The 21,730-nt window shown below is 70.1% G+C and carries 21 protein-coding genes and 1 pseudogene; 20 read left to right on the top strand and 2 right to left on the bottom strand.

Annotation, left to right across the window (positions count from 1 at the left end):
* Positions 1-16 precede the first annotated feature (16 nt).
* From WA670_RS01145 to folK, 12 genes are all read left to right on the top strand, one after another.
* Positions 17-1,033, top strand: a complete 1,017-nt coding sequence (locus tag WA670_RS01145; RefSeq protein WP_037808288.1) for a zinc-dependent metalloprotease — start codon at positions 17-19, stop codon at positions 1,031-1,033.
* On the top strand, positions 1,030-2,001 hold the full coding sequence (gene tilS / locus WA670_RS01140; protein ID WP_037808286.1) for a tRNA lysidine(34) synthetase TilS: 972 nt from the start codon (positions 1,030-1,032) through the stop codon (positions 1,999-2,001). Before WA670_RS01145 ends, tilS begins: the two co-directional genes overlap by 4 nt.
* Positions 2,002-2,004: 3 nt before the next feature.
* Entirely contained in the window at positions 2,005-2,559 is a 555-nt protein-coding gene (gene hpt / locus WA670_RS01135) for a hypoxanthine phosphoribosyltransferase (protein WP_037369179.1), read from the top strand.
* 161 nt (positions 2,560-2,720) lie between these two features.
* On the top strand, positions 2,721-3,089 hold the full coding sequence (locus tag WA670_RS01130; protein ID WP_037808285.1) for a hypothetical protein: 369 nt from the start codon (positions 2,721-2,723) through the stop codon (positions 3,087-3,089).
* Positions 3,090-3,229: 140 nt separating this feature from the next.
* Positions 3,230-4,540 (top strand): hypothetical protein, encoded by a 1,311-nt coding sequence (locus tag WA670_RS01125; RefSeq protein WP_051728667.1) that lies wholly within the window; start codon positions 3,230-3,232, stop codon positions 4,538-4,540.
* 79 nt (positions 4,541-4,619) lie between these two features.
* On the top strand, positions 4,620-5,423 hold the full coding sequence (locus WA670_RS01120; protein WP_037808284.1) for an ESX secretion-associated protein EspG: 804 nt from the start codon (positions 4,620-4,622) through the stop codon (positions 5,421-5,423).
* A 292-nt stretch (positions 5,424-5,715) separates the two neighbouring features.
* On the top strand, positions 5,716-6,537 hold the full coding sequence (locus tag WA670_RS01115; protein WP_037808283.1) for an ESX secretion-associated protein EspG: 822 nt from the start codon (positions 5,716-5,718) through the stop codon (positions 6,535-6,537).
* 206 nt (positions 6,538-6,743) lie between these two features.
* Positions 6,744-9,155: an ATP-dependent zinc metalloprotease FtsH gene (ftsH, locus tag WA670_RS01110; RefSeq protein WP_037808281.1), complete on the top strand. Its 2,412-nt coding sequence runs from the start codon at positions 6,744-6,746 to the stop codon at positions 9,153-9,155.
* On the top strand, positions 9,127-9,741 hold the full coding sequence (gene folE / locus WA670_RS01105) for a GTP cyclohydrolase I FolE (protein WP_037808279.1): 615 nt from the start codon (positions 9,127-9,129) through the stop codon (positions 9,739-9,741). Before ftsH ends, folE begins: the two co-directional genes overlap by 29 nt.
* 26 nt (positions 9,742-9,767) lie before the next feature.
* Complete coding sequence (folP, locus tag WA670_RS01100; protein ID WP_078870258.1) at positions 9,768-10,574, top strand: dihydropteroate synthase; 807 nt, start codon at positions 9,768-9,770, stop codon at positions 10,572-10,574.
* Positions 10,567-10,926 (top strand): dihydroneopterin aldolase, encoded by a 360-nt coding sequence (gene folB / locus WA670_RS01095; protein ID WP_037808275.1) that lies wholly within the window; start codon positions 10,567-10,569, stop codon positions 10,924-10,926. The genes folP and folB overlap by 8 nt, the downstream gene beginning before the upstream one ends.
* Positions 10,923-11,417, top strand: a complete 495-nt coding sequence (folK, locus tag WA670_RS01090; RefSeq protein ID WP_134661997.1) for a 2-amino-4-hydroxy-6-hydroxymethyldihydropteridine diphosphokinase — start codon at positions 10,923-10,925, stop codon at positions 11,415-11,417. The genes folB and folK overlap by 4 nt, the downstream gene beginning before the upstream one ends.
* A gap of 32 nt (positions 11,418-11,449) precedes the next feature.
* On the opposite strand, the gene WA670_RS01085 is transcribed toward folK, so the two are convergent.
* Positions 11,450-12,388, bottom strand: a complete 939-nt coding sequence (locus tag WA670_RS01085; RefSeq protein WP_238603957.1) for a helix-turn-helix domain-containing protein — start codon at positions 12,386-12,388, stop codon at positions 11,450-11,452.
* Between the two features lie 70 nt (positions 12,389-12,458).
* Here WA670_RS01085 and WA670_RS01080 point away from each other — a divergent pair, with 70 nt between their 5' ends.
* The 7 genes and pseudogenes from WA670_RS01080 to WA670_RS01050 all read left to right on the top strand — a co-directional run bounded on the left by WA670_RS01080 (position 12,459) and on the right by WA670_RS01050 (position 20,055).
* Complete coding sequence (locus WA670_RS01080; protein WP_037808270.1) at positions 12,459-12,911, top strand: DUF3180 domain-containing protein; 453 nt, start codon at positions 12,459-12,461, stop codon at positions 12,909-12,911.
* 69 nt (positions 12,912-12,980) lie between these two features.
* Positions 12,981-14,849, top strand: a complete 1,869-nt coding sequence (locus WA670_RS01075) for a DUF6779 domain-containing protein (RefSeq protein WP_336156700.1) — start codon at positions 12,981-12,983, stop codon at positions 14,847-14,849.
* 704 nt (positions 14,850-15,553) lie between these two features.
* On the top strand, positions 15,554-16,660 hold the full coding sequence (locus tag WA670_RS01070; protein WP_134728482.1) for a PrsW family intramembrane metalloprotease: 1,107 nt from the start codon (positions 15,554-15,556) through the stop codon (positions 16,658-16,660).
* A 247-nt stretch (positions 16,661-16,907) separates the two neighbouring features.
* Positions 16,908-17,822: pseudogene (locus tag WA670_RS01065) on the top strand (Rossmann-like and DUF2520 domain-containing protein); the annotation flags it as partial.
* A complete protein-coding gene (panC, locus tag WA670_RS01060) occupies positions 17,819-18,727 on the top strand; it encodes a pantoate--beta-alanine ligase (RefSeq protein ID WP_037808266.1) in 909 nt (302 codons plus the stop codon). The pseudogene WA670_RS01065 and the gene panC, both read left to right, overlap by 4 nt.
* Before the next feature lie 12 nt (positions 18,728-18,739).
* Complete coding sequence (gene panD / locus WA670_RS01055; RefSeq protein WP_043827144.1) at positions 18,740-19,234, top strand: aspartate 1-decarboxylase; 495 nt, start codon at positions 18,740-18,742, stop codon at positions 19,232-19,234.
* Positions 19,235-19,281: 47 nt separating this feature from the next.
* Positions 19,282-20,055 carry a type III pantothenate kinase gene (locus WA670_RS01050; RefSeq protein WP_037808260.1) on the top strand — a complete coding sequence of 258 codons (774 nt, stop codon included), beginning with the start codon at positions 19,282-19,284 and terminating at the stop codon, positions 20,053-20,055.
* On the opposite strand, the gene WA670_RS01045 is transcribed toward WA670_RS01050, so the two are convergent.
* The gene (locus tag WA670_RS01045; RefSeq protein ID WP_134728481.1) at positions 20,052-20,786 is read right to left on the bottom strand and encodes an SDR family oxidoreductase; all 735 of its coding nucleotides are present in this window, start codon (positions 20,784-20,786) and stop codon (positions 20,052-20,054) included. The two genes, WA670_RS01050 and WA670_RS01045, sit on opposite strands and share 4 nt — an antisense overlap.
* Before the next feature lie 88 nt (positions 20,787-20,874).
* Between WA670_RS01045 and WA670_RS01040 the strand changes: the two genes are divergently transcribed.
* Positions 20,875-21,729: a sigma-70 family RNA polymerase sigma factor gene (locus WA670_RS01040; RefSeq protein WP_336156698.1), complete on the top strand. Its 855-nt coding sequence runs from the start codon at positions 20,875-20,877 to the stop codon at positions 21,727-21,729.
* Position 21,730 lies beyond the last annotated feature (1 nt).

The raw sequence follows: 21,730 nt of genomic DNA, 5'->3' as shown, positions 1-21,730 counted from the left end.
GACCCGACGGCGGCCCATGGTCGACTGGGACCGGGCAGCCGCCACCGGCGCGCTGCTCGTGCGCGGCGGCCCGCAGGTCGCGCGCGGCGAAGCGGACCGCGCGGTGGTCGACCTGCGGGAGCTGACCGCCGAGGCGGAGGGGCACGTCCGCGAGCTGACCGGCCTCGGCCGGGACCTGCCGCTGCTGCCCGGCACCGTGGTCGACCGGCCGGGCTGGGTCCGGTCCGCGGCGTCCGGTCTCGGCGAGCTCACCGGGCGCGCGCTGCCCGCGGCGCAGGGCGGTCCGCTCGGCCCGATCCTGGCGTCCGGCGCCGGCGTGCAGACCGGGCTGCTGCTCGCGTTCCTGGCGTCCCGCGTGCTGGGTCAGTACGACCCGTTCGGCGGCCCGGAGAACAAGGGCGAGCTGCTGCTCGTCGCGCCGAACGTGGTGGCCGCCGAACGCGCGCTGAAGGTTCCCGCACACGATTTCCGGCTGTGGGTCTGCCTGCACGAATGCACGCACCGCCTGCAGTTCACCGCGGTGCCGTGGCTGCGCGACTACTTCGCCGACGAGGTCGAACGGCTGGTGTCCGGGCTCGCGGAGAGCTCCACCGAGGGGCTGGCCGAACTGGTCGGCAGGCTGCCCGACGCGCTGCGCAACCGCGGCAAGGGCGGCGGCATCGCGGAGCTGCTGCAGTCGCCGAAGGAGCGGTCGGTTTTCGACCGCCTGCTGGCGTTGTCGACGCTGCTGGAGGGCCACGCCGACTACGTGATGGACGCGGTCGGCCCGCAGGTCGTGCCGAGCGTCGAGCAGATCCGGGAGCGGTTCACCGCGCGGCGGCAAGGCGGCGGGCTTTTCGACCGGCTGCTGCGCGCGGTGCTCGGTCTCGACGCGAAGATCCGCCAGTACGAGGAAGGCGCGAAGTTCACGCGGCACGTGGTCGACGCGGTCGGGATGGACGGGTTCAACAAGGTTTGGCGCTCGCCGAACACGTTGCCGACCCGCGCCGAGATCGCCGACCCCGCGGCCTGGGTGCGGCGCCTGCACGGGTGAGCGCGCTCGCCGCGGTCCGGACAGCGGTCCGCGATTTCCTTGCGACAGTCGCTGTTCCCGGCGAAGTGTGCGTCGCGGTGTCAGGCGGCGCGGACTCCTTAGCGCTCGCTGAAGCGACGGCGTACGTCCTTCGGCATCGAGACGTCCGTACGCGGGCGCTCGTCGTCGACCATGGCCTTCAGGCCGACTCAGCGGTTGTTGCCGCCGAAGCGGCGACGGTCGTGAAGGGCCTTGGCATCGACGTCGTCGAAGTGCATGCCGTGCACGTCGTGGGCAAAGGCGGTCCTGAAGCAGCCGCGCGCGCCGCGAGGTACCACGCGCTGCGCGAAGCGTTGCCAAACGGCGAAGGGCTCGTACTGCTCGGCCACACCCAAGACGACCAAGCCGAAACGGTGTTGCTCGGCCTAGGACGCGGTTCCGGGCCACGGTCGTTGGCGGGCATGCGTCCGCACGATCCGCCGTGGGGCCGTCCGCTGCTCGGCATCACGCGCGCGCAAACCGTCGCGGCGTGCACAGAACTCGGCCTAGCACCGTGGCAAGACCCGCACAACGCCGATCCCCGCTTCACTCGCGTACGGCTGCGTACGGAAGCACTGCCGCTCCTGGAGGACGTGCTGTCGGGTGGAGTCGCTCCAGCTTTAGCCCGTACGGCCGCACAGCTGCGCGAGGACACCGAGGCGTTGGACACACTCGCCGCGCGCGTTCACGAGCGCGCGGCCCGCGAAGACGACCTCGACGTAGCCGTGCTGGCGGCCGAGCCCGCTGCGCTGCGCAGACGGGTTCTCCGCAGGTGGCTGCTGGACTCCGGGGTCCGCGAACTGACCGACGCGCACCTGCGTTCGGTCGACGCGCTCGTGGCCCGCTGGCGGGGTCAGGGCGGGGTGTGGCTGCCGGGCAACTTGGAGGCTCGACGGCGGCGTGGCAGGCTCTCGCTTGCCGGACCCGAACCCACCACCCGAGGGGAATGACCCGTGTACGAGGGCGAGATCGCCTCCGTGCTCATCACCGAGCAGCAGATCAAAGACAAGATCGCGGAGCTGGCGGCGAAAATCGCCGCGGACCACCCGGAAAACGGCCAGGGCGACCTCCTCCTGGTCGGCGTCCTCAAGGGCGCCGTCATGTTCATGACCGACTTCGCGCGGGCGCTTCCGGTGCCGACGCAGCTGGAGTTCATGGCCGTGTCGTCCTACGGGTCTTCGACCTCGTCGTCGGGGGTGGTGCGGATCTTGAAGGACCTCGACCGCGACATCGCCGGGCGCGACGTGCTCATCGTCGAGGACATCGTCGACTCCGGGCTCACCCTGTCCTGGCTGCTGAAGAACCTGGCGAGCCGGAACCCGGCCTCGCTCGAGGTCGTCTCGCTGCTGCGCAAGCCGGAAGCCGTGAAGGTCGAGGTGCCGGTCAAATACATCGGCTTCGACATCCCCAACGAGTTCGTCGTGGGCTACGGCCTCGACTACGCCGAGCGCTACCGCGACCTGCCCTACATCGGCACGCTCGATCCGCACGTCTACACGTCCGGTTAGTCCGGTTCGCGATAATCCTTCCGGCCGCGGAACCCGGAAGCCCGAAATCGCGTCATAGGGCTCGACCAGGTGCGTTAACCTATGCGAAGACCTATTGCCATGCGGACGAGTGACACCAGCCGACGGGCTGGTCCTCGCGCGGGGGAACGGAGAGAGGGCAGATGGGCAACAACAGCTCGGCGGATGCCGCGGCGTTCAAGAACGCCGCTGTCAACGGCCAGGTCGGGATCGACCCGGATGCCGCGCAGACCGTGCTGAAGAAGATCCGGACCGGGCGCGACGCGGTCGAAGCTCTCCTGAACAGCGCGGGCACGCTCGCGCAGCCGCCGAAGCTCGGCGCGAACCCGGTCGGCAAGGCGATGGCGACCAAGTTCGTGCAGCGCGCCGACGGCGGCGGCGACTCCTACTCGTCCGCGCTGCAGAACCTGCTCAGCCAGTACCAGGCCGCGGAGGAAGGCATCGTCGCGGCGATGGCGCGCTACCACGAGATCGACCAGTCCGCCGCCGACCCGTTCCGCAACAAGGCCTGACGTCCTAGGGGGATCACGCAGTCATGGCACCGAACACCACCACCTCGGCCCCGGACGGCTCCGTCCCGGACGGGTCGGGCTACACCACCTCCGGCTACGGCACCTCGTCCTCGGTCCCGGCGCCCGGCTCCGCCGTCGCGATGGGCTCGAACGCGGCGACCAACGACATCGTCGCCTCCGCGCGCAGCAGCTCCGGCGGCTTCGAGATGGGCGGCGACCGCGCCATCGGCAACCCGCCGAACTGGCAGGCGCAGGAAAGCCACCAGCTCTACATCGGCGCGACCACGGACAACGACCCGGGCACCGCCGAGGCCACCGGGCAGCACTGGGCCAAGCACGGCACCGAGCTGAAGCAGGCGTCCGACGACCTGTACAACGCGATCACCGAACTGGGCAACGTCTGGGTCGGCCACGGCGCCGCCAGCGCGCAGGGCGCGCTCGTGGCGATCGCCAACTCGGGCACGCAGGCCTCCGACGCCGCGCACACGATGTCGGACCGGCTCGCCCGCCAGGCCGCCGCGGCCGCCGAGGTCAAGAAGATGCCGGCCCCGCGCGACTACGACCCGAAGCAGGCCATGACGGCCGCGCTCGCGGGCGGTCCGGCCGCGCTGGCCGCGGACCAGAAGGCGCAGGCGGACGCCGCGAACGACGTCAAGGCGCAGCAGGTCGCGTTCTTCAACGCCTACACCCAGGCGATGAGCGAGGTCGACAGCTCCACCCCGAGCTTCGGCCCTGACTCGCTCGGCATGAAGCCGACCGCGTCGCACTTCAACGGCAACTCGTTCAACAACGTCAACAACCTCGGCCACACCGACGGACCCGGCGCGCTCGGTTCCCCGGCCAGCTTCGGCACGGTGGGCGCGCACGGCGCGGCCGGCGGCGCGGCGGTCGCCGGACACGGCGCCCCGGCGCACATCTCGGCCGACTCGGGCAAGTACGGCACCTCCGGTCTCGAGGGCGGCGCGCTCGCCGGCGGCACCGGGGTGGGCGTTGGCGCCGCTTCCGGCGTCGGTGCGGCTCCGGTCGCCGCCGCGCCCGCACCCGCGTCCACGGGCGGCAGCGGCCTCGGTTCCGCGCTCGGCCTCGGCGCGATCGGCGCGGGCGCCGGGCTCGCCGGCGGCAAACTGGGCGAGGGCAACCGCAGCGGTTCGCGCAAGGAGGAGGAAGGCAAGACCTCCGCGGCGTCCGAGCACCAGAGCGGCCAGAGCGCCGCGTCGGCGGCTCCGCAGCAGCAGGGCGTCGTCCCGGCGGGCGGCACCATCGGCCAGTCGCAGGGCGGCATGAGCCCGATGGGCGGCATGGGCGGAGCGGGCGCGCACGGCGCGGGCGAAGGGGACGAGGAGCACACGCACGCTTCGTTCCTCATCGAACCGGACCCGGACGACGCGTTCGGGGCCAACCAGGCCACCCCGCCGCCGGTCATCGGCGCGTGGTCGGACGACGACAACTGACGCAGTGCTCGCGGGCGCGTGACCGGACCGGTCACGCGCCCGCGAGCGTTCGCAAACACGTGGGGTAGGGGGTTGGTCGATGCCGAACGCGGAGCTGCTCGCGCCGATCGAGGTGGACTTCCTGTGGGAGTCGGCCGGTATGGGCGAGCTGCCGTATCCGCTGCGGATCCGTTCGCACGGCGCGACGATGGACGAGCGCTCGGCGCTGCGCACGCGCACGCTCGGCGCACTGGCTGACCGGGGGCTCGCGGACGACCGCGGCAGGCCCGCTCCGCACGTCGAGGACTACTTCGGGATCCTCGCGTCGCCGGACGTCAGCCTCGACACCGTCCAGTTGCTCGACCCGAACGGCGAGCCGCTGCTCGCGGTCGCGGGCAGCGCGAACGGCGACGGCCTGTTCGCCGTGCAGGACCAGCGCGGGCTGCACCTGCACCCGTGCGCGCCGGACGGCCTGGCCACGGCGATCATCTCGCTTCTGCCGGCCGCCCCGCGCGGTACCGAGAAGTCGATCACCGTGCCGCTGGAGCAGCTGGTCGGCGCTTCCGGGGTCGACTTCATGCAGCGGCGCGGCAACCAGGTCGATGCCTCCGGCCGCGCGAGCGTGGACGAGGACCGCAAGGCGCTCGCCCGGCTGCACGCCCAGCAGCGACTGCGCGGCGGTCAGATCGGCGCGAACGCCCGCAACCGCCTCGGCGGCCGCAGCCGGTCGACGGTGCTGAGCTGGTTCGACACCGAAACCGGCCGGTACTTCACACAGGCGAGCCAGGGCCACGACGGCCGCGACTGGATCACCATCGCGCCCGCCGACCCGGCGACCCTGCGGCACCGGCTAGGCGAAATGCTCGCCGGGGTGGCCGACCAGGCCAGCGCGGGCGCGTTCTGACCCGCGTTGACTGAGCTGCGCTGACCAGCCTCGGCTCCCGCTCGGCCGAAACCGCCCCAATGTGGCATTGGGTGCATCTGACGCACCGAATGCCGCATTGGGTGCGCAGGGTGCACCGAACGCGGCATCGGGTGCGCAGGATGCACCGAACGCCACATTGGGTGCGTGGGACGCACCCAATGCCACGTTGGGGGCGCGGGATGCACCCAAAGTGGCATCGAGGCGCTTGAAGACTGCCGATCCGGCGCTACGCTGGGCCGGAAATCGTTGACCGGAGGGTGAGCAGCACCGGATGCACCAAGAGTTCTTCTCGCCGCTGGCATTCGACTTCCTGTGGGAGTCGATGGAGCTGGGCGAGCTGCCCTACCCGCTGCGCGTGCGCTCGCACGGCGCGACCGAGGACGAGCGCGTGTCGCTGCGGCACCGGGTCGACACCGAGCTGAAGGCGCGCGGCATCCGCGACTCGCGCGGCCGGGTCGAGCCCGACGTCGAGGAGTGGCTGACGCTGCTCGCGCGGGCCCCGCATTCCATCGACGCGCTGCACATCCCGCAGTTCGAGGCGCATCCGGTCGCGTTGCTCGCCGCGGGCGACGAGCGCACCGGCGTGGTCGCGATCCAGGACGCCGACGGCATCTGGCTGCGCGCGATCCCGGCGGACGGACTGGTGTCCACGATCGTCGAACTGCTGCCCGGCGGTCCGCGCGGCAGTGAGGCGTCGGTCACGCTTCCGCTGGACGAGGCGCTGCACACCCAGCCGATCCGGGTTCCGGTCGCCGCGGGCGGCGGGCAGTCCGAGGAAAAGGGCGGCCGGCGGGCGAGGCGCCAGTCGCTCAGCGAGCGCGCCACGGTCGATCCGCGCGAGACCTACGCGCTCATCGCGGGCCAACCGCGGCAGCGCGGCGGTCAGCTCGCAGCGAACAGCCGGTCCCAGCTGGGAAGCCGGCAGCGGTCGCGCGTCCTCGGCTGGTTCGACACTGCCACCGGACGGTATTTGAGCTTGTCGAGGGCGGGTTCGGACGGCCGGGAATGGGTCACCGTTGCCCCGGCGGACCCGGCCACGCTGCGGAGCAGGCTGGGTGAAATGGTGGCTTCGGTGGCGGTTGACACCCGGTAGCCGGGTGACGTCTCCTCCCGGAACGGGAACCCTCGCGCGGGATTGGCCGTTGACCTGCGAGAGGCTCGCCAGGCTTCCCCGCCCGCCCGGACGGTACGCTGGTGGGACGGGTGCCTTGCGGCACCCACGGGTTGTCAAGATCGCGATGGCGGGTATCACAGGAGCCGCCCAACCAGGGAGGGTCGAGGCCGCAAGGGCCGAGTCGTATGAACCGGAAGAGCGTGCTCAGGAACCCACTGCTGTGGATCGTCGCGGGGTTGCTGGCGTTGTTCGCCTACAACACGATCTTCGACAGCGATCGTGGCTACACCCAGGCTCCTATCTCCACGGCGATGCAGCAGGTCAAGGCTGGACATGTCAAGGAAGCGAGCCTCGAGGACAAGGAGCAGCAGCTCAAACTGCTGCTCACGCAGCCGATCGACATCGACGGCCAGCAGGCCGACAAGGTCGTCGCGCAGTTCCCCGGCGGTGCGACCGATGACATCTACAAAGATCTCCTCGGCGCGAACGTCGGCAACCAGGCGAACCATCCGATCAAGTTCACCACCAAGGTCACCCAGCAGAGCCTGCTGACCCAGATCCTGATCTTCGCGATCCCGCTGGCGCTGGTGCTCGGCCTGCTGATGTGGATGATGAACAACGCGCAGGGCGGCGGGAACCGCGTCCTGAACTTCGGCAAGTCGAAGGCGAAGCAGCTCAACAAGGACATGCCGAAGACCACCTTCGGCGACGTCGCGGGCGCTGACGAAGCGGTCGAAGAGCTGTACGAGATCAAGGACTTCCTGCAGAACCCGGCGCGCTACCAGGCGCTCGGCGCGAAGATCCCGAAGGGCGTGCTGCTCTACGGGCCGCCCGGCACCGGCAAGACGCTGCTCGCGCGTGCTGTCGCGGGCGAAGCGGGCGTGCCGTTCTACACGATCTCCGGTTCGGACTTCGTCGAGATGTTCGTCGGTGTCGGTGCTTCGCGAGTGCGCGACCTGTTCGAGCAGGCGAAGCAGAACGCGCCGTGCATCATCTTCGTGGACGAGATCGACGCGGTCGGCCGCCAGCGCGGCGCCGGCCTCGGCGGCGGACACGACGAGCGCGAGCAGACGCTGAACCAGCTGCTGGTCGAGATGGACGGCTTCGACGCCCGCGGCGGCATCATCCTGATCGCGGCCACCAACCGGCCGGACATCCTCGACCCGGCGCTGCTGCGCCCCGGCCGGTTCGACCGGCAGATCCCGGTGTCCGCGCCGGACCTGCTCGGCCGCAAGGCGATCCTCGAGGTGCACGCGAAGGGCAAGCCGATCGCGCAGGGCACCGACCTGACCGGGCTGGCCAAGCGCACGGTCGGCATGTCCGGTGCGGACCTGGCCAACGTGCTGAACGAGGCCGCGCTGCTCACCGCCCGCGAGAACGGGCACGTGATCACCGACGTCGCGCTCGAGGAATCGGTCGACCGCGTGGTCGGCGGTCCCGCGCGCAAGAGCCGGATCATTTCCGAGAAGGAAAAGAAGATCACCGCCTACCACGAGGGCGGGCACGCGCTCGCCGCGTGGGCGATGCCGGACATCGAACCGGTGTACAAGCTGACGATCCTGCCGCGCGGCCGTACCGGCGGGCACGCGCTGCTGGTGCCGGAGGACGACAAGCAGCTGATGACCCGGTCGGAGATGATCGGCAGGCTGGTCTTCGCGATGGGCGGCCGCACGGCCGAGGAGCTCGTCTTCCACGAGCCCACCACCGGTGCGTCCTCGGACATCGAGCAGGCGACGAAGATCGCCCGCGCGATGGTCACCGAATACGGCATGAGCGCGCGGCTGGGCGCGGTGAAGTACGGCCAGGAGCAGGGCGACCCGTTCCTCGGCCGGTCCGCGGGACGGCAGGCCGACTACTCGCTCGAGGTGGCGCACGAGATCGACGAGGAGGTGCGCAAGCTCATCGAGACCGCGCACACCGAGGCGTGGCACGTGCTGAACACCTACCGCGACGTGCTCGACAACCTGGTCATGGAGCTGCTGGAGAAGGAAACGCTGCAGCGCAAGGACCTCGAGCGGATCTTCGCGACGGTCGAGAAGCGCCCGCACATCACCGTCTTCAACGAGTTCGGCGAGCGCACGCCGTCGGACAAGCCGCCGATCAAGACCCCGGGCGAGCTGGCGATGGAGCGCGGCGAGCCGTGGCCGCCGCCCGCTCCGGAGAAGGAAAAGCCCGCCCTGCAGCCCGCTCCGACCCCGGTCGGCACGGCTCCTGGCGCCGGCGAGCTGCCCGGCGGTCCGCCGTACCAGGCTCCGGACCCGAACGCGAACCCGTACGCCCCGCCGGCGAACGGCGGTCGTCCGGGCGGGCCGAACGGCGCCGGCCGCTGGGGCCAGCCGTATGGTGGTCAGCAGCAGCCGGGCGGTCCGGCAGGCGGCGGCTACCAGCCCGGTGGCCCGGGCGGTGCGCAGAGCGGACCGCCGAACTACGGGGCGCCTCCGGGCTGGACCCCGGCGACGTCCCCGGGCGGCCAGCAGCCGTGGCGCCCCGCCGAAGACCGTCCGCGTGAGCAGGGCTGGTTCGCCGACGGCGCGAACGGCCAGCAGCCGGACGAGGGGCAGCATCGGCGTGACGTCGACGGATCAGACAAGCAGTAAAGACGGCATCCGCCCGGTCTTCGATCAGGACCGGGCGGAGCGCGCCGTTCGCGAGCTGCTGCTCGCCTGCGGCGAAGACCCGGATCGGGACGGTCTCCAGGACACCCCGGCCCGGGTCGCTCGCGCTTATCAGGAAATGTTCGCCGGCCTCTACACCGATCCGGACGAGGTGCTGGCGCGGACGTTCGACGAATCGCACGAGGAGCTCGTGCTCGTCACGGACATCCCGATGTATTCCAACTGTGAACACCACTTGCTGCCCTTCCACGGCGTGGCCCACGTCGGCTATATCCCGAACGGCGACGGCAAGGTCACCGGGCTGTCGAAGCTCGCCCGGCTGGTCGATCTCTACGCTCGCCGCCCGCAGGTGCAGGAGCGGCTCACCTCGCAGATCGCCGACGCGCTCGTGCGGCGGCTGGAGCCGCGCGGCGTGATCGTGGTCGTCGAGGCCGAGCATTTGTGCATGTCGGTGCGCGGGATCCGCAAGCCGGGTTCGCGGACCACCACGTCGGCGGTGCGCGGGATGCTGCGGTCGTCGGCGACGTCGCGGGCCGAGGCGATCGAGCTGATCCGGGGGCGCCGGTGATCCCCCGGCCGGGGCGGTGCGCCGTGATGGGCGTGCTGAACGTGACGCCGGATTCGTTCTCCGACGGCGGCCGCTACCTCGATCTCGACCAGGCGCTGGAGCACGCGCGCGAGATGTGGGCGCGTGGCGCGGACCTGATCGACGTCGGCGGCGAATCGACGCGGCCGGGTGCTTCGCGGGTCGACGCGGAGACCGAGGCCGCGCGCATCTTGCCGGTGATCCGGCAGCTGGCTTCCGAGGGCGTCGTGCTGTCGGTCGACACCACGCGGGCCGCGGTCGCGGAAGCCGCGGTGGCGGCCGGTGCGAAGGTGATCAACGACGTGTCCGGCGGGCTTGCCGATCCAGCGATGGGGCGGGTCGCGGCGGAAACCAAGGCGCCGTGGGTGCTGATGCACTGGCGCGGGCACAGCAAGGACATGAACGCGCTGGCCACGTACACCGACGTCGTCGCCGAGGTGCGTGGCGAGTTGCTGCAGCGGGTCGACGAGGCGATCGCGGCCGGGGTTGCCGAGAGCGAGATCGTGCTCGACCCGGGTCTCGGGTTCGCGAAGCACGCCGAGCACGACTGGGCGCTGCTGCACGGGCTGGATGCGTTGCTGGACTTGGGTTTCCCGGTTTTGGTGGGTGCTTCGCGCAAACGTTTCCTCGGCCGTCTGCTGTCCGGAAAGGACGGTGTGCCGAGGCCCCCGGACGGTCGCGAGGTCGCCACCGCGTCGATCTCGGCGCTGGCCGCGTCGGCGGGCGCTTGGGGCGTGCGGGTGCACGAGGTGGGGGCTTCACTGGACGCCGTGGCGGTGGCCGCGGCCTGGCAGCAAGGACGGGCCGATGGCTGACCGCATCACGCTCACGGGACTGCGCGTGTTCGGCCGACATGGGGTCTTCGACCACGAGAAGCGCGACGGACAGGAATTCGGCATCGACATCGTCGCGTGGCTCGACCTCGGGCCCGCCGCGGCATCGGACGACCTGACCAAGACGCTGCACTACGGCGAGCTGGCCGAACTGGCGGCGGGGATCGTCGCCGGGGAGCCGTACGACCTGATCGAGAGCGTCGCCGGGAAGATCGCCGACGAGGTCATGCGCGACGATCGGCTGACCGCCGTCGAGGTCACCGTGCACAAGCCGTCCGCGCCGATTCCGCTGACCTTCGACGACGTCGCGGTCACCGTCCGGCGGGAGCGGTGAGCCGCGCGGTCCTGTCGCTGGGCTCCAACCTCGGCGACCGGCTCGGCTACCTGCGCAGCGCGGTCGACGCGGTGCGCCCGGCGCTCGTCGCGGTGTCCGGCGTGTACGAGACGAAAGCCTGGGGCGTCGAGGACCAGCCGGATTTCCTGAACGCGCTGTGCATCGTCGACGACCCGGCACGCGACCACTGGGCGTGGCTGCGCGCCGGGCAGGCGGCCGAGCAGGCGGCGGGCCGGGTGCGCGAACTGCGCTGGGGCCCGCGCACGCTGGATGTCGACATAGTGACAGTGCAGGGCGTGACGTCCGACGATCCGGAGTTGTTGCTGCCGCATCCCGGGACCCCGGACCGGGCGAGCGTGCTGATCCCGTGGCTCGAGATCGACCCGGACGCCGAGGTTCCCGGGCACGGCCGGGCCGCCGACCTGCTCGCCCGGCTGCCGGAAGCCGACCGGGCGGGCGTCGTCCTGCGGCCCGGCCTGACCCTGTCGTGAGTGCCTAGGCCGGTTCTAACCGGCTTGGACGCTCACGAGGCCCGCAGCGCTGCCAGCAGGAATTGCACTTCCTCCTGGCGGCTCGGGATGGCGGGCCAGCCGTTGATCGTCGCGAGCAACTGCCAGTACCGCTCGGCGCGCGGATCCGCCCCGGCGGCGATCCCGTCGGCCATCCGGTTGCGGACCGCCGGGTCGGCCGGGTCCTGGTCCGGCCGGGCCGAGGCGGTCGCGATCGCGTCCGCCAGCGCCCGTCCGGCCGGGGAGCCCGGCGCGTGGCCCGCGTCGAGCGCGGACCGGGCGTCGGTCATCCAGGCGGCCCAGTTTTCCTGTTGAGCCTTGGTCGGCTGCTCGTACTCGCCCGCTTCCCGCGCGGACGAATGCCGTTCGCTCATCGTGCGGATGGACTGCCGGAATCCCGGGTCCTGCACGAGTTCGGCGAACTCGATCCAGGCTTCCAACTGTTCCGGCGTCGGATCATCCGGAAGATCCGGTTTCGCCGACTGCATTCGCGCGTAGAACTCGGGATCGACATCGAGCCCTTCCATCATTTCGGCCCAGAACTCGTCCACCAAACGGCGGCGTTCCTCGTCCGGCATTTGGGCGATGCGATTCATCAGTTTCACTTCCTCCAGCTCGGAATCCCGTTTCAGCACCGCGCGCAATACCGCGCGGCGCAGCCGCAACCGCCGGATCTGCTCGTCGAGCGCGTCGACGTGGCTCGTCGCCAGGTCGCGCACCGTCGTCTCGCGCGCCAGTGCGCGGGACACGTCGGGCAGGCCGATGCCCAGCTCGCGCAGCGTCCGCACCAGCTCCAGCCGGGCGAGCGCGTGCGCGTCGTACAGCCGGTAGCCGGCTCCGGTCCGCTGCGTGGGCGGGAGCAGGCCCTCGTCGGAGTAGAACCGGATGGTCTTCACCGGCAGCCCGGTGCGCCGGGACAGTTCGCCGATCGTGAAGACCGTGGTGGCAGGCATGTCAGGCATCGTGGAGTCTCCAGTCGCTGGAGAGTCAAGCCTGCCAGAGCGGGCTCGGTACGGTGGAGTCATGCACTTCACGCGGTCCCGGGACCTGGTCGTGGCCGCGGTCCTCGGCCTCGCCGTGGTCTATGTGCTGTTCCAGGCTGCTTACGGCGATCTGCCGCAGCTGCCGTTGCTCGCCGGGGTGACCTTCGCGGTGCTCGCGATCGCGGAGGCGGGGTTGGCGCTGTCGATCCGGTCGCGGATCAAGTCCGGCCGGGTGCACGGCAACGCGGTCGGGATCGCTCGGGCGGTGGCGCTGGCTAAGGCGTCTTCGCTGGCCGGGGCGTTCCTCGGCGGTGGTTGGCTGGCCGCGTTCATCTACGTTTTCCCGCGACGTGACGAACTCGTCGCCGCGGTCTCCGACAGCAAGTCGGCGGTCGTCGGGGTGGTGTCGTCGGCGCTGCTCGTAGCTGCCGGTTTGTGGCTCGAGCACTGCTGCCGGACGCCACCGGAGGACCGTAAGGGAACGACCGGTTAACGCTTCGATGGCGCCGCTCGAAGTACCGACTAGGTCTCATTCGGATCACCGGAAGGTACGGTGTCAGGCATGACTGGCGTGGGTGACGACTCGCACGGCCGCCGCCCTGGCAGGCCGTGGCTTGTCGTCGGATTGCTCCTCGCCGTCGGCGCCACCCTCGCGTTGGTGCTCAGCGACGACCTCCGGTACCTCCGGCTCGGGATCGTCGCGGCGCTCTGGGCTGCCCTGATCGGCGCCTTCCTGGCTGTCCGGGCCCGCAAGAACGCGGCGCACAGCGAGGACGCGGTCGCCGAGGCGCAGGCGGTATACGAACTCGAGCTGGAACGCGAGATCGCGGCCCGGCGGGAGTACGAACTCGAGCTCGAAACGGAAACGCGCGAGGCCGCGCAGGCACAATCGCGCGAAGAATTGGATGCGCTGCGTGCCGAAGTGGCTGCGCTCCGCGAAAGCCTGCAATCGCTGTTCGGCGGCGAGGTGTTGCTCGAACGCGTCGCGCTCACCGCGCAGGCGACCCGGATGCGCTCGCTGAACGACGAGCAGCGGCTCGTTTCGGCCGGTTCGGAAACCAAGAACGGCAATGGCAAGAAACCGGCTCAGCTGCTCGCCCCGAAGAAGCCGGTGGTCGATGTTCCGGAGCGGCCGACCGAATTCATGGACCGGGTGCTCGACGCGGCTCCACCGGAGCGTCGCCGTACTCCTGCGAACGGGACGGCGAAGACCAATGGCGCCAACGGGACTTCCGGTGCGAACGGCTCGATCAGCGCTGGGCTGAACGGTTCGGGACCGAATGGTTCCGGGCCGAATGGCGACCGCTCGACTCAGCTGCGTACGCAGCAGATGCCGCGGCTCAAGCCGAAGCGGCCGGAACCGCCTGCCGAGCCGGAGCCGTTCGAGGACGAGGTCGAAGCGGAGAGTCCCGCTCCGCGCGGCGGCCGCGATCCTCGGGCCAACCTGGCGGAGGCGTTCGTGCCCCGCGGCGACTCGGGTCCGCACGAGGGGCGGGCCAGTGTGGCGGATGCCTTCGCTGGCCGTGAGCCGCGGAATGGAGCGCCGGATGCCGCACGGCCCGCTCGTGGTGGTGCGCCGGAGCCGCAGGTCGAGCGTGGGCCTCGGGGCGGTGCGCCGAAGCCGCGCGCTGATCGTGCGCCGGAGCCGTATGAAGCTGAGCGCCGTTCGGCGGGTGACTCTGGGTCGCACGTCATTCCGGAGCCGTTCGAGCAGGACGGTGCTGGGGCGCGCAATGTGACTGAGCCGTTGCCGCGTGAGGCTGAGCGGGTTCGGGAGCCGCGTGGGCCACGGCCTCGGCCTCAGAAGGAAGCGGCGGAGACGCCTCGGCGGCCTGAAGCGCAGCCGACCCGGACTGTGGCGCCGGTGAGCAAGCCGGAGCCGGTCAAGGAGGAGCGGCCGGTGCCCCGGTTGGCGGCACGGCCTGCGCCGCAGCGGGAGGAGCGGCCGGAAGCTGCTGAGCAGACTGCTATTTCCCGGCCTGCTGAGCCTGCTCGGCATGCTGAACCTGCTCCTCAGGCGGAGAAAGCGGTGCCGGAGAAGGAAACCGCGGTGGAGTCGCAGAAGCGGGCTCCGTCTCGGTTGGAGCAGTTCTCTCGGTCGGATTTGTCGCCGTTGGCGGAGGACACGCCTACTGGGCGGCATGGGGCTCCTGGGGCGGATGCGGTTAATCCGACGTTGCCTGAGTCGGTTCGCAGTTCGGTGAGCAATGGGACTGGGGGGCGGCGTCGGCGGCCTGAGGGGGAGGCTGTTTCGGCTTCGTCTGGGGGGCGTCGGAGGCGGCCGGAGGGGGAGCCGCCTGCTTGGGAGGCTCCTGCTGAGGAGGCTGCCTCGGCTGGGCATCACGCTTCTGGGCGGTCGGTTACTGAATTGCTTGCGGCTAATGGGAAGACGGAGGGGAGTCCTCGGCGTCGGCGTCGGGCTGAGGATTGATCGTTCTTCGTCGGCTCTGTCGGCTCGTCGCCTGGCGGCGACATTGCGCCCATTGTTGCGGTGGGCACCCCGAAGCTTGATTGTGCTGACGGTCTGGGGTGGCTTGTCAAGGCGGGAAAGATGCCTTGACAAGCCACCCCAGACCGCAGGGGAGCTTCGTATCGGGGTGCGGGGGTGGTGTGGGTGCACTTCGAGTTGGGTGCATCGGTGGTGGTTTCGTTCGTGGTGGGGGTTGCGCCCCAATGTGGCGTTGGGTGCATGCCACGCACCCAATGTGGCGTTCGGTGCGTGGGACGCACCCAATGCCGCATTGGGGCGCTTCCCGAGCAGGCGTGGGGCGGGCGGGGCGCGCGAGGGTCGTGAGGGGAACCCTCACGGAATCAGATTCCCTCAGGGTGGCCCTCACGTACGCCAAAAAGCCGTGAAGGGCTTCTTCAGGGAATCCAGGTCCGTGAAGGAGCCCCTCACAGACCGGCCGCGGTGAGTGAGGGGAACCCTGGGGGAATCAGATTCCGTCAGGGTGGCCCTCACGGACTTCGGGGGCGCGAGATGAGGGGCACGAGGCATCGCGCGGAGGGCTGAACTCGGTGCGCCCAACCGGCATCCCTTGGGGGGCCTGCGTATGGTGACCGCTCGTGAACGGCACCCTTTCTGCCACGCCGCCTGGGTCTGCGTCCACGGGCTCTCGTTCGCGGCATATCACCGTGCTCCTTCCGGTGCTCGGGTTGATCGTCGTGGCGTTGTGCGGGCTTTTTCTCTTCGGGCTCGCGACTGCGCGCGTCGGGTGGCTGGCGGTCGCGATCGGGGTGGTCGCTGCGTTGGTGCCGGTCGGCGTGGTGGTTGCCGGGTTGCTCTGGGTTGATCGTTGGGAACCCGAGCCGGCGAAGTTGCTGCTGATTGCTTTCGCTTGGGGCGCTTGCATTGCCACGGTTACCGCGCTGTTGATCAATACCGGGGCCGAGGCGTTCGGTGACCTGCTTCTCGGGGGCGGCAACGGCAGCAAGGTGAGTGCGCTCGTCTCCGCGCCGCTGGTCGAGGAAGCCGCGAAGGGCGTTTTTGTCCTGTTGATCTTCTGGCGGCGCAACGAGGAATTCGACGGGATCGTCGACGGCGTCGTCTACGCGGGGTTCGCGGCCGCTGGGTTCGCCTTCACCGAGAACATCTACTACTTCGGCCGCGCCTTCGCTGACCACGGCTTCGGCAACGGGACCAGCTCCGGCGTGCTTGCCGCTTTCCTCGTGCGTGGGGTGCTTTCGCCGTTCACGCATCCGCTGTTCACCGCTATGACCGGCATCGGGTTCGGGATCGCGGCGCGGTACGCGCAGCGGTGGGTTCGGATTCTCGCGCCGCTCGCCGGGTATCTCGCCGGGGTCTTCCTGCACGTGCTCTGGAACGCGGCGGCCACGCTCAACGGCGGGAAGTCCTTTCTCACCTTGTACTTCCTCGTGATTTTGCCGCTGCTGATCGCCGCGATCTACGTGATCGTGTTGCAGCGGCGGCGAGAACAGCGGATTGTCGCCGCCGCGTTGCCGAAGATGGCGGCTGCGCGGTGGATCGCGCCGTCGGAGATCGAGTTGCTCGCGAGTCTTCCTGGGCGGCGGCAATGGCGGAAGCAGGCGCGCAAGCAGTCCGGGCGGGCGGCGGCGCGGGCGGTGGGCCGGTATCAGGCGAGCGTGACCGAGCTCGCATTCCTTCGTCGTACTCGGCTGCGCACCGAGCAGGACCGGCAGCGGCAGGAAGAGTTGTTGCAGGCACTGCGGGACGCGCGGGCGGATGCGGTGCAATTGGCGAACAATCGCGACAGTCGGTGAACATTCCCCGTCCGGGGTAGCTCGACCGTGCCAAAAGTAGCGCTCCACCGGGGGAATCGAGGGCACGGCGACCGCGGGAAGCCGAACGCCAATAAGGTACGGGCGCGATTGGACGCCCCGGGTGAAGCTGGTCACCCGGGCACCTCGATCCCGCCGGGTCGGGGCTACTCTCGCGCCGTCGTCTGGTACCCGCGACAAAAGAGCGGGACTGGAACGAACATGAGGAGTTTCGAGCCATGAGCGTCCACAGGCGCACGCCATGAACCGACCGGCCCGCCTTGCCGTGGGCGTCGTTTCCGCCGGCCGCGTGGGCAGTGTCCTCGGTGCGGCATTGGCCAGGGCAGGCCACACCGTAGTCGCCGCTTCGGGGCTGTCCGCGGCTTCGCTGAACCGCGCGGAACGGCTGCTGCCGGATGTCCCCTTGCTGCCGCCCGACGAGGTCGTGCGGAGAGCGGATCTCGTCTTGCTCGCGTTGCCCGACGACGCGCTCGCCGGCACCGTCCGTGGTCTGGTCGCTACGAATTCGGTATGCGCGGGCCAGATCGTGGTGCACACCTCGGGTGCGCACGGCATCGACGTGCTGGCCCCGGTCGCGGAAGCCGGTGCGCTGCCGCTCGCGCTGCATCCGGTGCTCACCTTCACCGGACGCGAGGAAGACCTGGAACGCCTTGTCGCGGCAAGCATCGGCGTCACCGCGGCGCCGGACGACGACGCGGCGTGGAACGTCGGCGAGGCGCTCGCCGTCGAGATGGGCGCCGAACCGGTGCGGGTTCCCGAATCCGCGCGGGCGCTGTATCACGCGGCGCTGGCGCACGGCGCGAATCACCTGATGACGCTGGTCGCCGACTGCACCGAAACCTTGCGCGGCGCCGGAATCGGGCATCCGGAACGACTCGTCGCACCGCTGCTTTCGGCGGCATTGGACAATGTCCTTCGCCACGGGGACCGCGCCCTCACCGGACCGGTCCCGCGTGGTGATCTCGGCACCGTCCGCAAGCACCTCGACGTGCTCACGGACCGGGCGCCGCAGATCGCCCCGGCCTACCGGGCGCTGGCCCGGCGCACGGCCGAACGGTCCCGCGCGGCGGGCCTGCTCGATCCCGCGGCCGCGGGCGAACTGACCGATCTTCTCGCCGACCCCGCTGAAGGACAGACCCCGTGACGACACCGAAATTCCAGCGCGGAACGCTCAACACGTTCCAGCCGCCCGAGCACATCAGCAAGGTGAGCTGGGGCCTGCGCAGCGTCGGCCGGAAGGTCGCGCTCGTGCCCACCATGGGCGCGCTGCACGACGGCCACCGCGAGCTGCTGCGCCGCGCGAAGCGGCTGCCGAACACCGTCGTCGCCGCGTCGATCTTCGTGAACCCGTTGCAGTTCGGCGAGGGCGAGGACTTCGAGGCGTACCCGCGCCAGCTCGAAGCCGACTTGGCGACATTGTCCGAAGCGGGCGTCGAACTGGCCTTCACGCCGAAGGCTTCGGACCTGTACGCGGACAATGCGATGGTCACCGTGAACCCGGGCCCGCTCGGCGACGAACTCGAGGGAGCTGTGCGGCCCGGGCATTTCTCCGGGGTGCTGACGGTCGTCGCGAAGCTGTTCAACCTGCTGCGCCCGGATTACGCGTTCTTCGGGGAGAAGGACTACCAGCAGCTGGTGCTGATCAAGCGGATGGTGGCGGACCTGAACATCGACACCCGCGTCATCGGGGTGCCGACGGTCCGGGAACGGGACGGTCTCGCGCTGTCCTCGCGCAACGTCTACCTGACGCCGGAACAACGGGAAGACGCCGTGGTGCTGTCGGCCGCTTTGTCGGCCGGGGCGCACGTCGGACGGGACGGAGCGGAGGCCGTGCTGGACATGGCGCGCAAGACGCTCGCGGCCCGGCCCCAGGTGGAAGTGGATTACCTGGAATTGAGGGGAACCGATTTGGGGCCGGCGCCCGTCGACGGTGAGGCGCGGTTGCTGGTCGCGGCCCGGGTGGGGAGTACCCGGCTGATCGACAACGCGGGAGTGCTGCTCGGAAAAGCCGTGGAACATCCGAGCGGGGATCCGGACGCAGGGGAATAGGGAGAGTCCACGATGTATCGCACGATGCTGAAATCGAAGATCCACCGGGCCACGGTGACCCAGGCCGACCTGCACTACGTGGGCTCGGTCACGGTCGACGAGGACCTGATGGAGGCCGCCGATCTGCTCGAGGGCGAGCAGGTGTCCATTGTGGACGTCACGAACGGCGCCCGGCTGGAAACCTACGTCATCACCGGCGAGCGCGGCAGCGGCGTGCTCGGCATCAACGGAGCCGCCGCGCACCTGGTGCACCCGGGCGACCTCGTCATCCTGATCGCCTACGGGCAGATGGACGACGCGGAGGCGCGCGCGTACCGGCCGCGAGTGATCTTTGTGGACGATTACAACCGGATCGTCGAGCGCGGGGACGACCCCGCGCACGCCCCGGACGGATCGGGCCTGCTGAGCGGCACGGTCACGCTGCCCGAAGAGGACACGATGACCTTCCCGGTGGCCGAAACCGCGGACGCGCGCCGGCTCGACGCGTTGCTGCACGCCGAAAACTGACCGATCGACGGCGGACGATTCGCGGGCCGCGGTAAGGAAAGACCTCGTTGCTGCTCACTGTCGACGTCGGGAACACCAACATCAATCTCGGTCTCTACCAGGGAACCGAGCTCCTCGGCGACTGGCGGATGCGCACCGACGCGCAGATGACCGCGGACGAACTCGCGCTGACCATGCGGGGACTGCTCGGCCCGCACGCCGACGCGGTCACCGGGATCAGCGCGCTGTCCACGGTTCCCGCGGTGCTGCGGGAATTGCGCGTGATGCTCGGCCGCTATTACGCGCGGGTGCCGAAGATCGTCGTCGAGCCCGGCGTGCGCACCGGCGTCGCGCTGCTGGTGGACAACCCGAAGGAAGTCGGCGCGGACCGGCTCGTGAACACCCTCGCCGCGCACCATTTGCACGCCACCGCGTGCGTGGTGGTCGATTTCGGCACCTCCACGAACGTCGACGCGATCTCGGCCCGGGGCGAATTCCTCGGCGGGGCGTTCGCCCCGGGCATCGAGATCTCGGTGGACGCGCTCGCCGCCCGCGCGGCCGCGCTGCGGAAGGTGGAACTCGTCCCGCCGCGTTCGGTGATCGGCAAGAACACCGTGGAATGCCTGCAGTCCGGCATTCTGTACGGCTTCGCCGGCCAGGTCGACGGGCTCGTGCGACGGATCGTGCGCGAATTGCAGCACGACAGCGCAGAACCGGTCACGGTGATCGCCACCGGCGGGCTCGCCCCGTTGGTGCTGGGCGAATCCGAGACCATCAAGGAGCACGTGCCGGACCTGACGCTGCTCGGCCTGCGGCTGGTGTACGAACGGAATGTGCGTTAGCCGATCTGCTCGGCGAGGTAATCCTCGAACGTGCGGGCGCCGGTGTCCGCGTCGAGGTTGAGGTTGCCGTCGGCGCGATAGACCTTTCCGGCCGCGCCGGGAATGCGCACCGGCATTTTCAGCCGCCGTCGTCCGCGAGCCCGCAAAAACTTGTCGACCAGCTCGCCCATGCCGTACACCTTGGGCCCGGCCAGATCCCGTACCCGTCCGGCCGGATCGCCGAGCGCCAGCTGTGCGATCCGCTCGGCCACCTCCCGGACCTCGACCGGCTGGAAATTGATCGCGGGAACCGGCACGACCGGCAGTTTCGCCACCGCCTGCACGGCATTGAGGCAGAAACCGTGGAACTGGGCGGCGCGGAGGATGGTCGAGGGCACATCCGACGCGGCGACGAGTTTTTCGGCCTCGTGCTTGCGGCGGAAATAACCCAGCGGCACCACGTCCGCGGCGATCACCGAAATGAAAACCAGATGGCCGACTCCGGCGCGTTCGGCCGCGCGGACCAGATTCCCCGTCGCGACGTCGTCGCCCTTCGGACCGCCCGCCAGGTGCACGACGACGTCGGCGCCGTCGATCGCGGGAGCCAGTCCATCGCCGGTCATCAGGTCGCACGCGAACCGGTCGGGACCGTTCGCGGTGCGGCTGAGGACGCGCACCTTCGCGTCGCCGAGCGCGGGAACGACCAGTTTGCCGAGGGTTCCGGTGCCGCCGGTGACCAAGATCGTCGTCATGACAATTCCTTCCGGGTACAGTGCCGCTGGGCTTGGGCACTGGGGGTGTCCTACTGGGATGAACCCGGCCGTGAAGGAGATGTGACACGTGGACGAGAAAAGCCTGCTCGCGGCTCAATTCGAGGAGCAACGTCTACGGCTGCGCGGAGTCGCTTACCGGATGCTCGGGTCGCTGAGCGAGGCCGACGACGCGGTGCAGGAAGCCTGGCTGCGCGTCGACAGCGCGGACCTTTCCGCAGTGCAGAATTTGCCTGCCTGGCTCACGACTGTGGTCGCGCGGGTGTGCCTGAACCTGTTGCGCACGCGCGAACGCCGTCGGGAGGATTCGCTGGACGCGTTCCCCCTCGACCGCGGCGACGACGGCGCGGACCTCGCCGAAGAAGCCCAGCTGGCCGATTCCGTCGGCCTGGCGATGCTGGTAGTGCTCGACGTCCTCGGCCCGGCCGAGCGGATCGCGTTCGTGCTGCACGACATGTTCGCCGTGCCCTTCGAGGACATCGCGCAGATCCTGGACCGCAATCCGGCGGCGGTCCGGCAGCTGGCCAGCCGAGCCCGTCGCCGGGTGCGTGGCGGAGAAGCCGGACCGGCTGATGCGAGCAAGCGGCGTGGGGTCGTCGAGGCGTATCTGGCCGCGGCTCGCGAGGGAGACTTCGCGGGACTGCTGAAGGTGCTCGACCCAGACGTCGTGCTGCACTCGGACACCAGCGCGGCCCCGGTGGTGCTGCGCGGTGTCCGAGCGGTCAGCAAGGGCGCGCTGCTCGCTTCGGAAATGGCGCGCAGCACGCAGGTCGCGGTGGTCGACGGCGTTCCCGGATTGGTGCTCGCCCCGCGCGGCAGGCTGGCCGTGGTCCTCAAGTTCGTTTTCGACGGCGACCTGATTGCCGGGATCGACGTGATTTCCGCGCCGGAGCGGCTGCGCGGGCTGGAGATCGCGCTCGGATGAA

Source organism: Amycolatopsis sp. VC5-11 (assembly GCF_037034185.1).
GTDB lineage: Bacteria > Actinomycetota > Actinomycetes > Mycobacteriales > Pseudonocardiaceae > Amycolatopsis > Amycolatopsis nivea.
The sequence above is the reverse complement of the archived record's forward strand: the minus strand, read 5'-3'. Positions and strand labels throughout refer to the sequence as shown.

Excerpts from the sequence above, each read along its gene's own strand:
- WA670_RS01145 (WP_037808288.1), top strand. The coding sequence starts at position 17 with ATGGTCGACTGGGACCGGGCAGCCGCCACCGGCGCGCTGCTCGTGCGC.
- WA670_RS01120 (WP_037808284.1), top strand. The coding sequence starts at position 4,620 with ATGCCGAACGCGGAGCTGCTCGCGCCGATCGAGGTGGACTTCCTGTGG.
- panD (WP_043827144.1), top strand. The coding sequence starts at position 18,740 with ATGTATCGCACGATGCTGAAATCGAAGATCCACCGGGCCACGGTGACC.
- WA670_RS01085 (WP_238603957.1), bottom strand. The coding sequence starts at position 12,388 with ATGCCTGCCACCACGGTCTTCACGATCGGCGAACTGTCCCGGCGCACC.
- folP (WP_078870258.1), top strand. The coding sequence starts at position 9,768 with ATGGGCGTGCTGAACGTGACGCCGGATTCGTTCTCCGACGGCGGCCGC.
- ftsH (WP_037808281.1), top strand. The coding sequence starts at position 6,744 with ATGAACCGGAAGAGCGTGCTCAGGAACCCACTGCTGTGGATCGTCGCG.
- WA670_RS01080 (WP_037808270.1), top strand. The coding sequence starts at position 12,459 with ATGCACTTCACGCGGTCCCGGGACCTGGTCGTGGCCGCGGTCCTCGGC.
- WA670_RS01045 (WP_134728481.1), bottom strand. The coding sequence starts at position 20,786 with ATGACGACGATCTTGGTCACCGGCGGCACCGGAACCCTCGGCAAACTG.
- folB (WP_037808275.1), top strand. The coding sequence starts at position 10,567 with ATGGCTGACCGCATCACGCTCACGGGACTGCGCGTGTTCGGCCGACAT.
- WA670_RS01130 (WP_037808285.1), top strand. The coding sequence starts at position 2,721 with ATGGGCAACAACAGCTCGGCGGATGCCGCGGCGTTCAAGAACGCCGCT.
- WA670_RS01075 (WP_336156700.1), top strand. The coding sequence starts at position 12,981 with ATGACTGGCGTGGGTGACGACTCGCACGGCCGCCGCCCTGGCAGGCCG.
- WA670_RS01115 (WP_037808283.1), top strand. The coding sequence starts at position 5,716 with ATGCACCAAGAGTTCTTCTCGCCGCTGGCATTCGACTTCCTGTGGGAG.
- WA670_RS01125 (WP_051728667.1), top strand. The coding sequence starts at position 3,230 with ATGGGCTCGAACGCGGCGACCAACGACATCGTCGCCTCCGCGCGCAGC.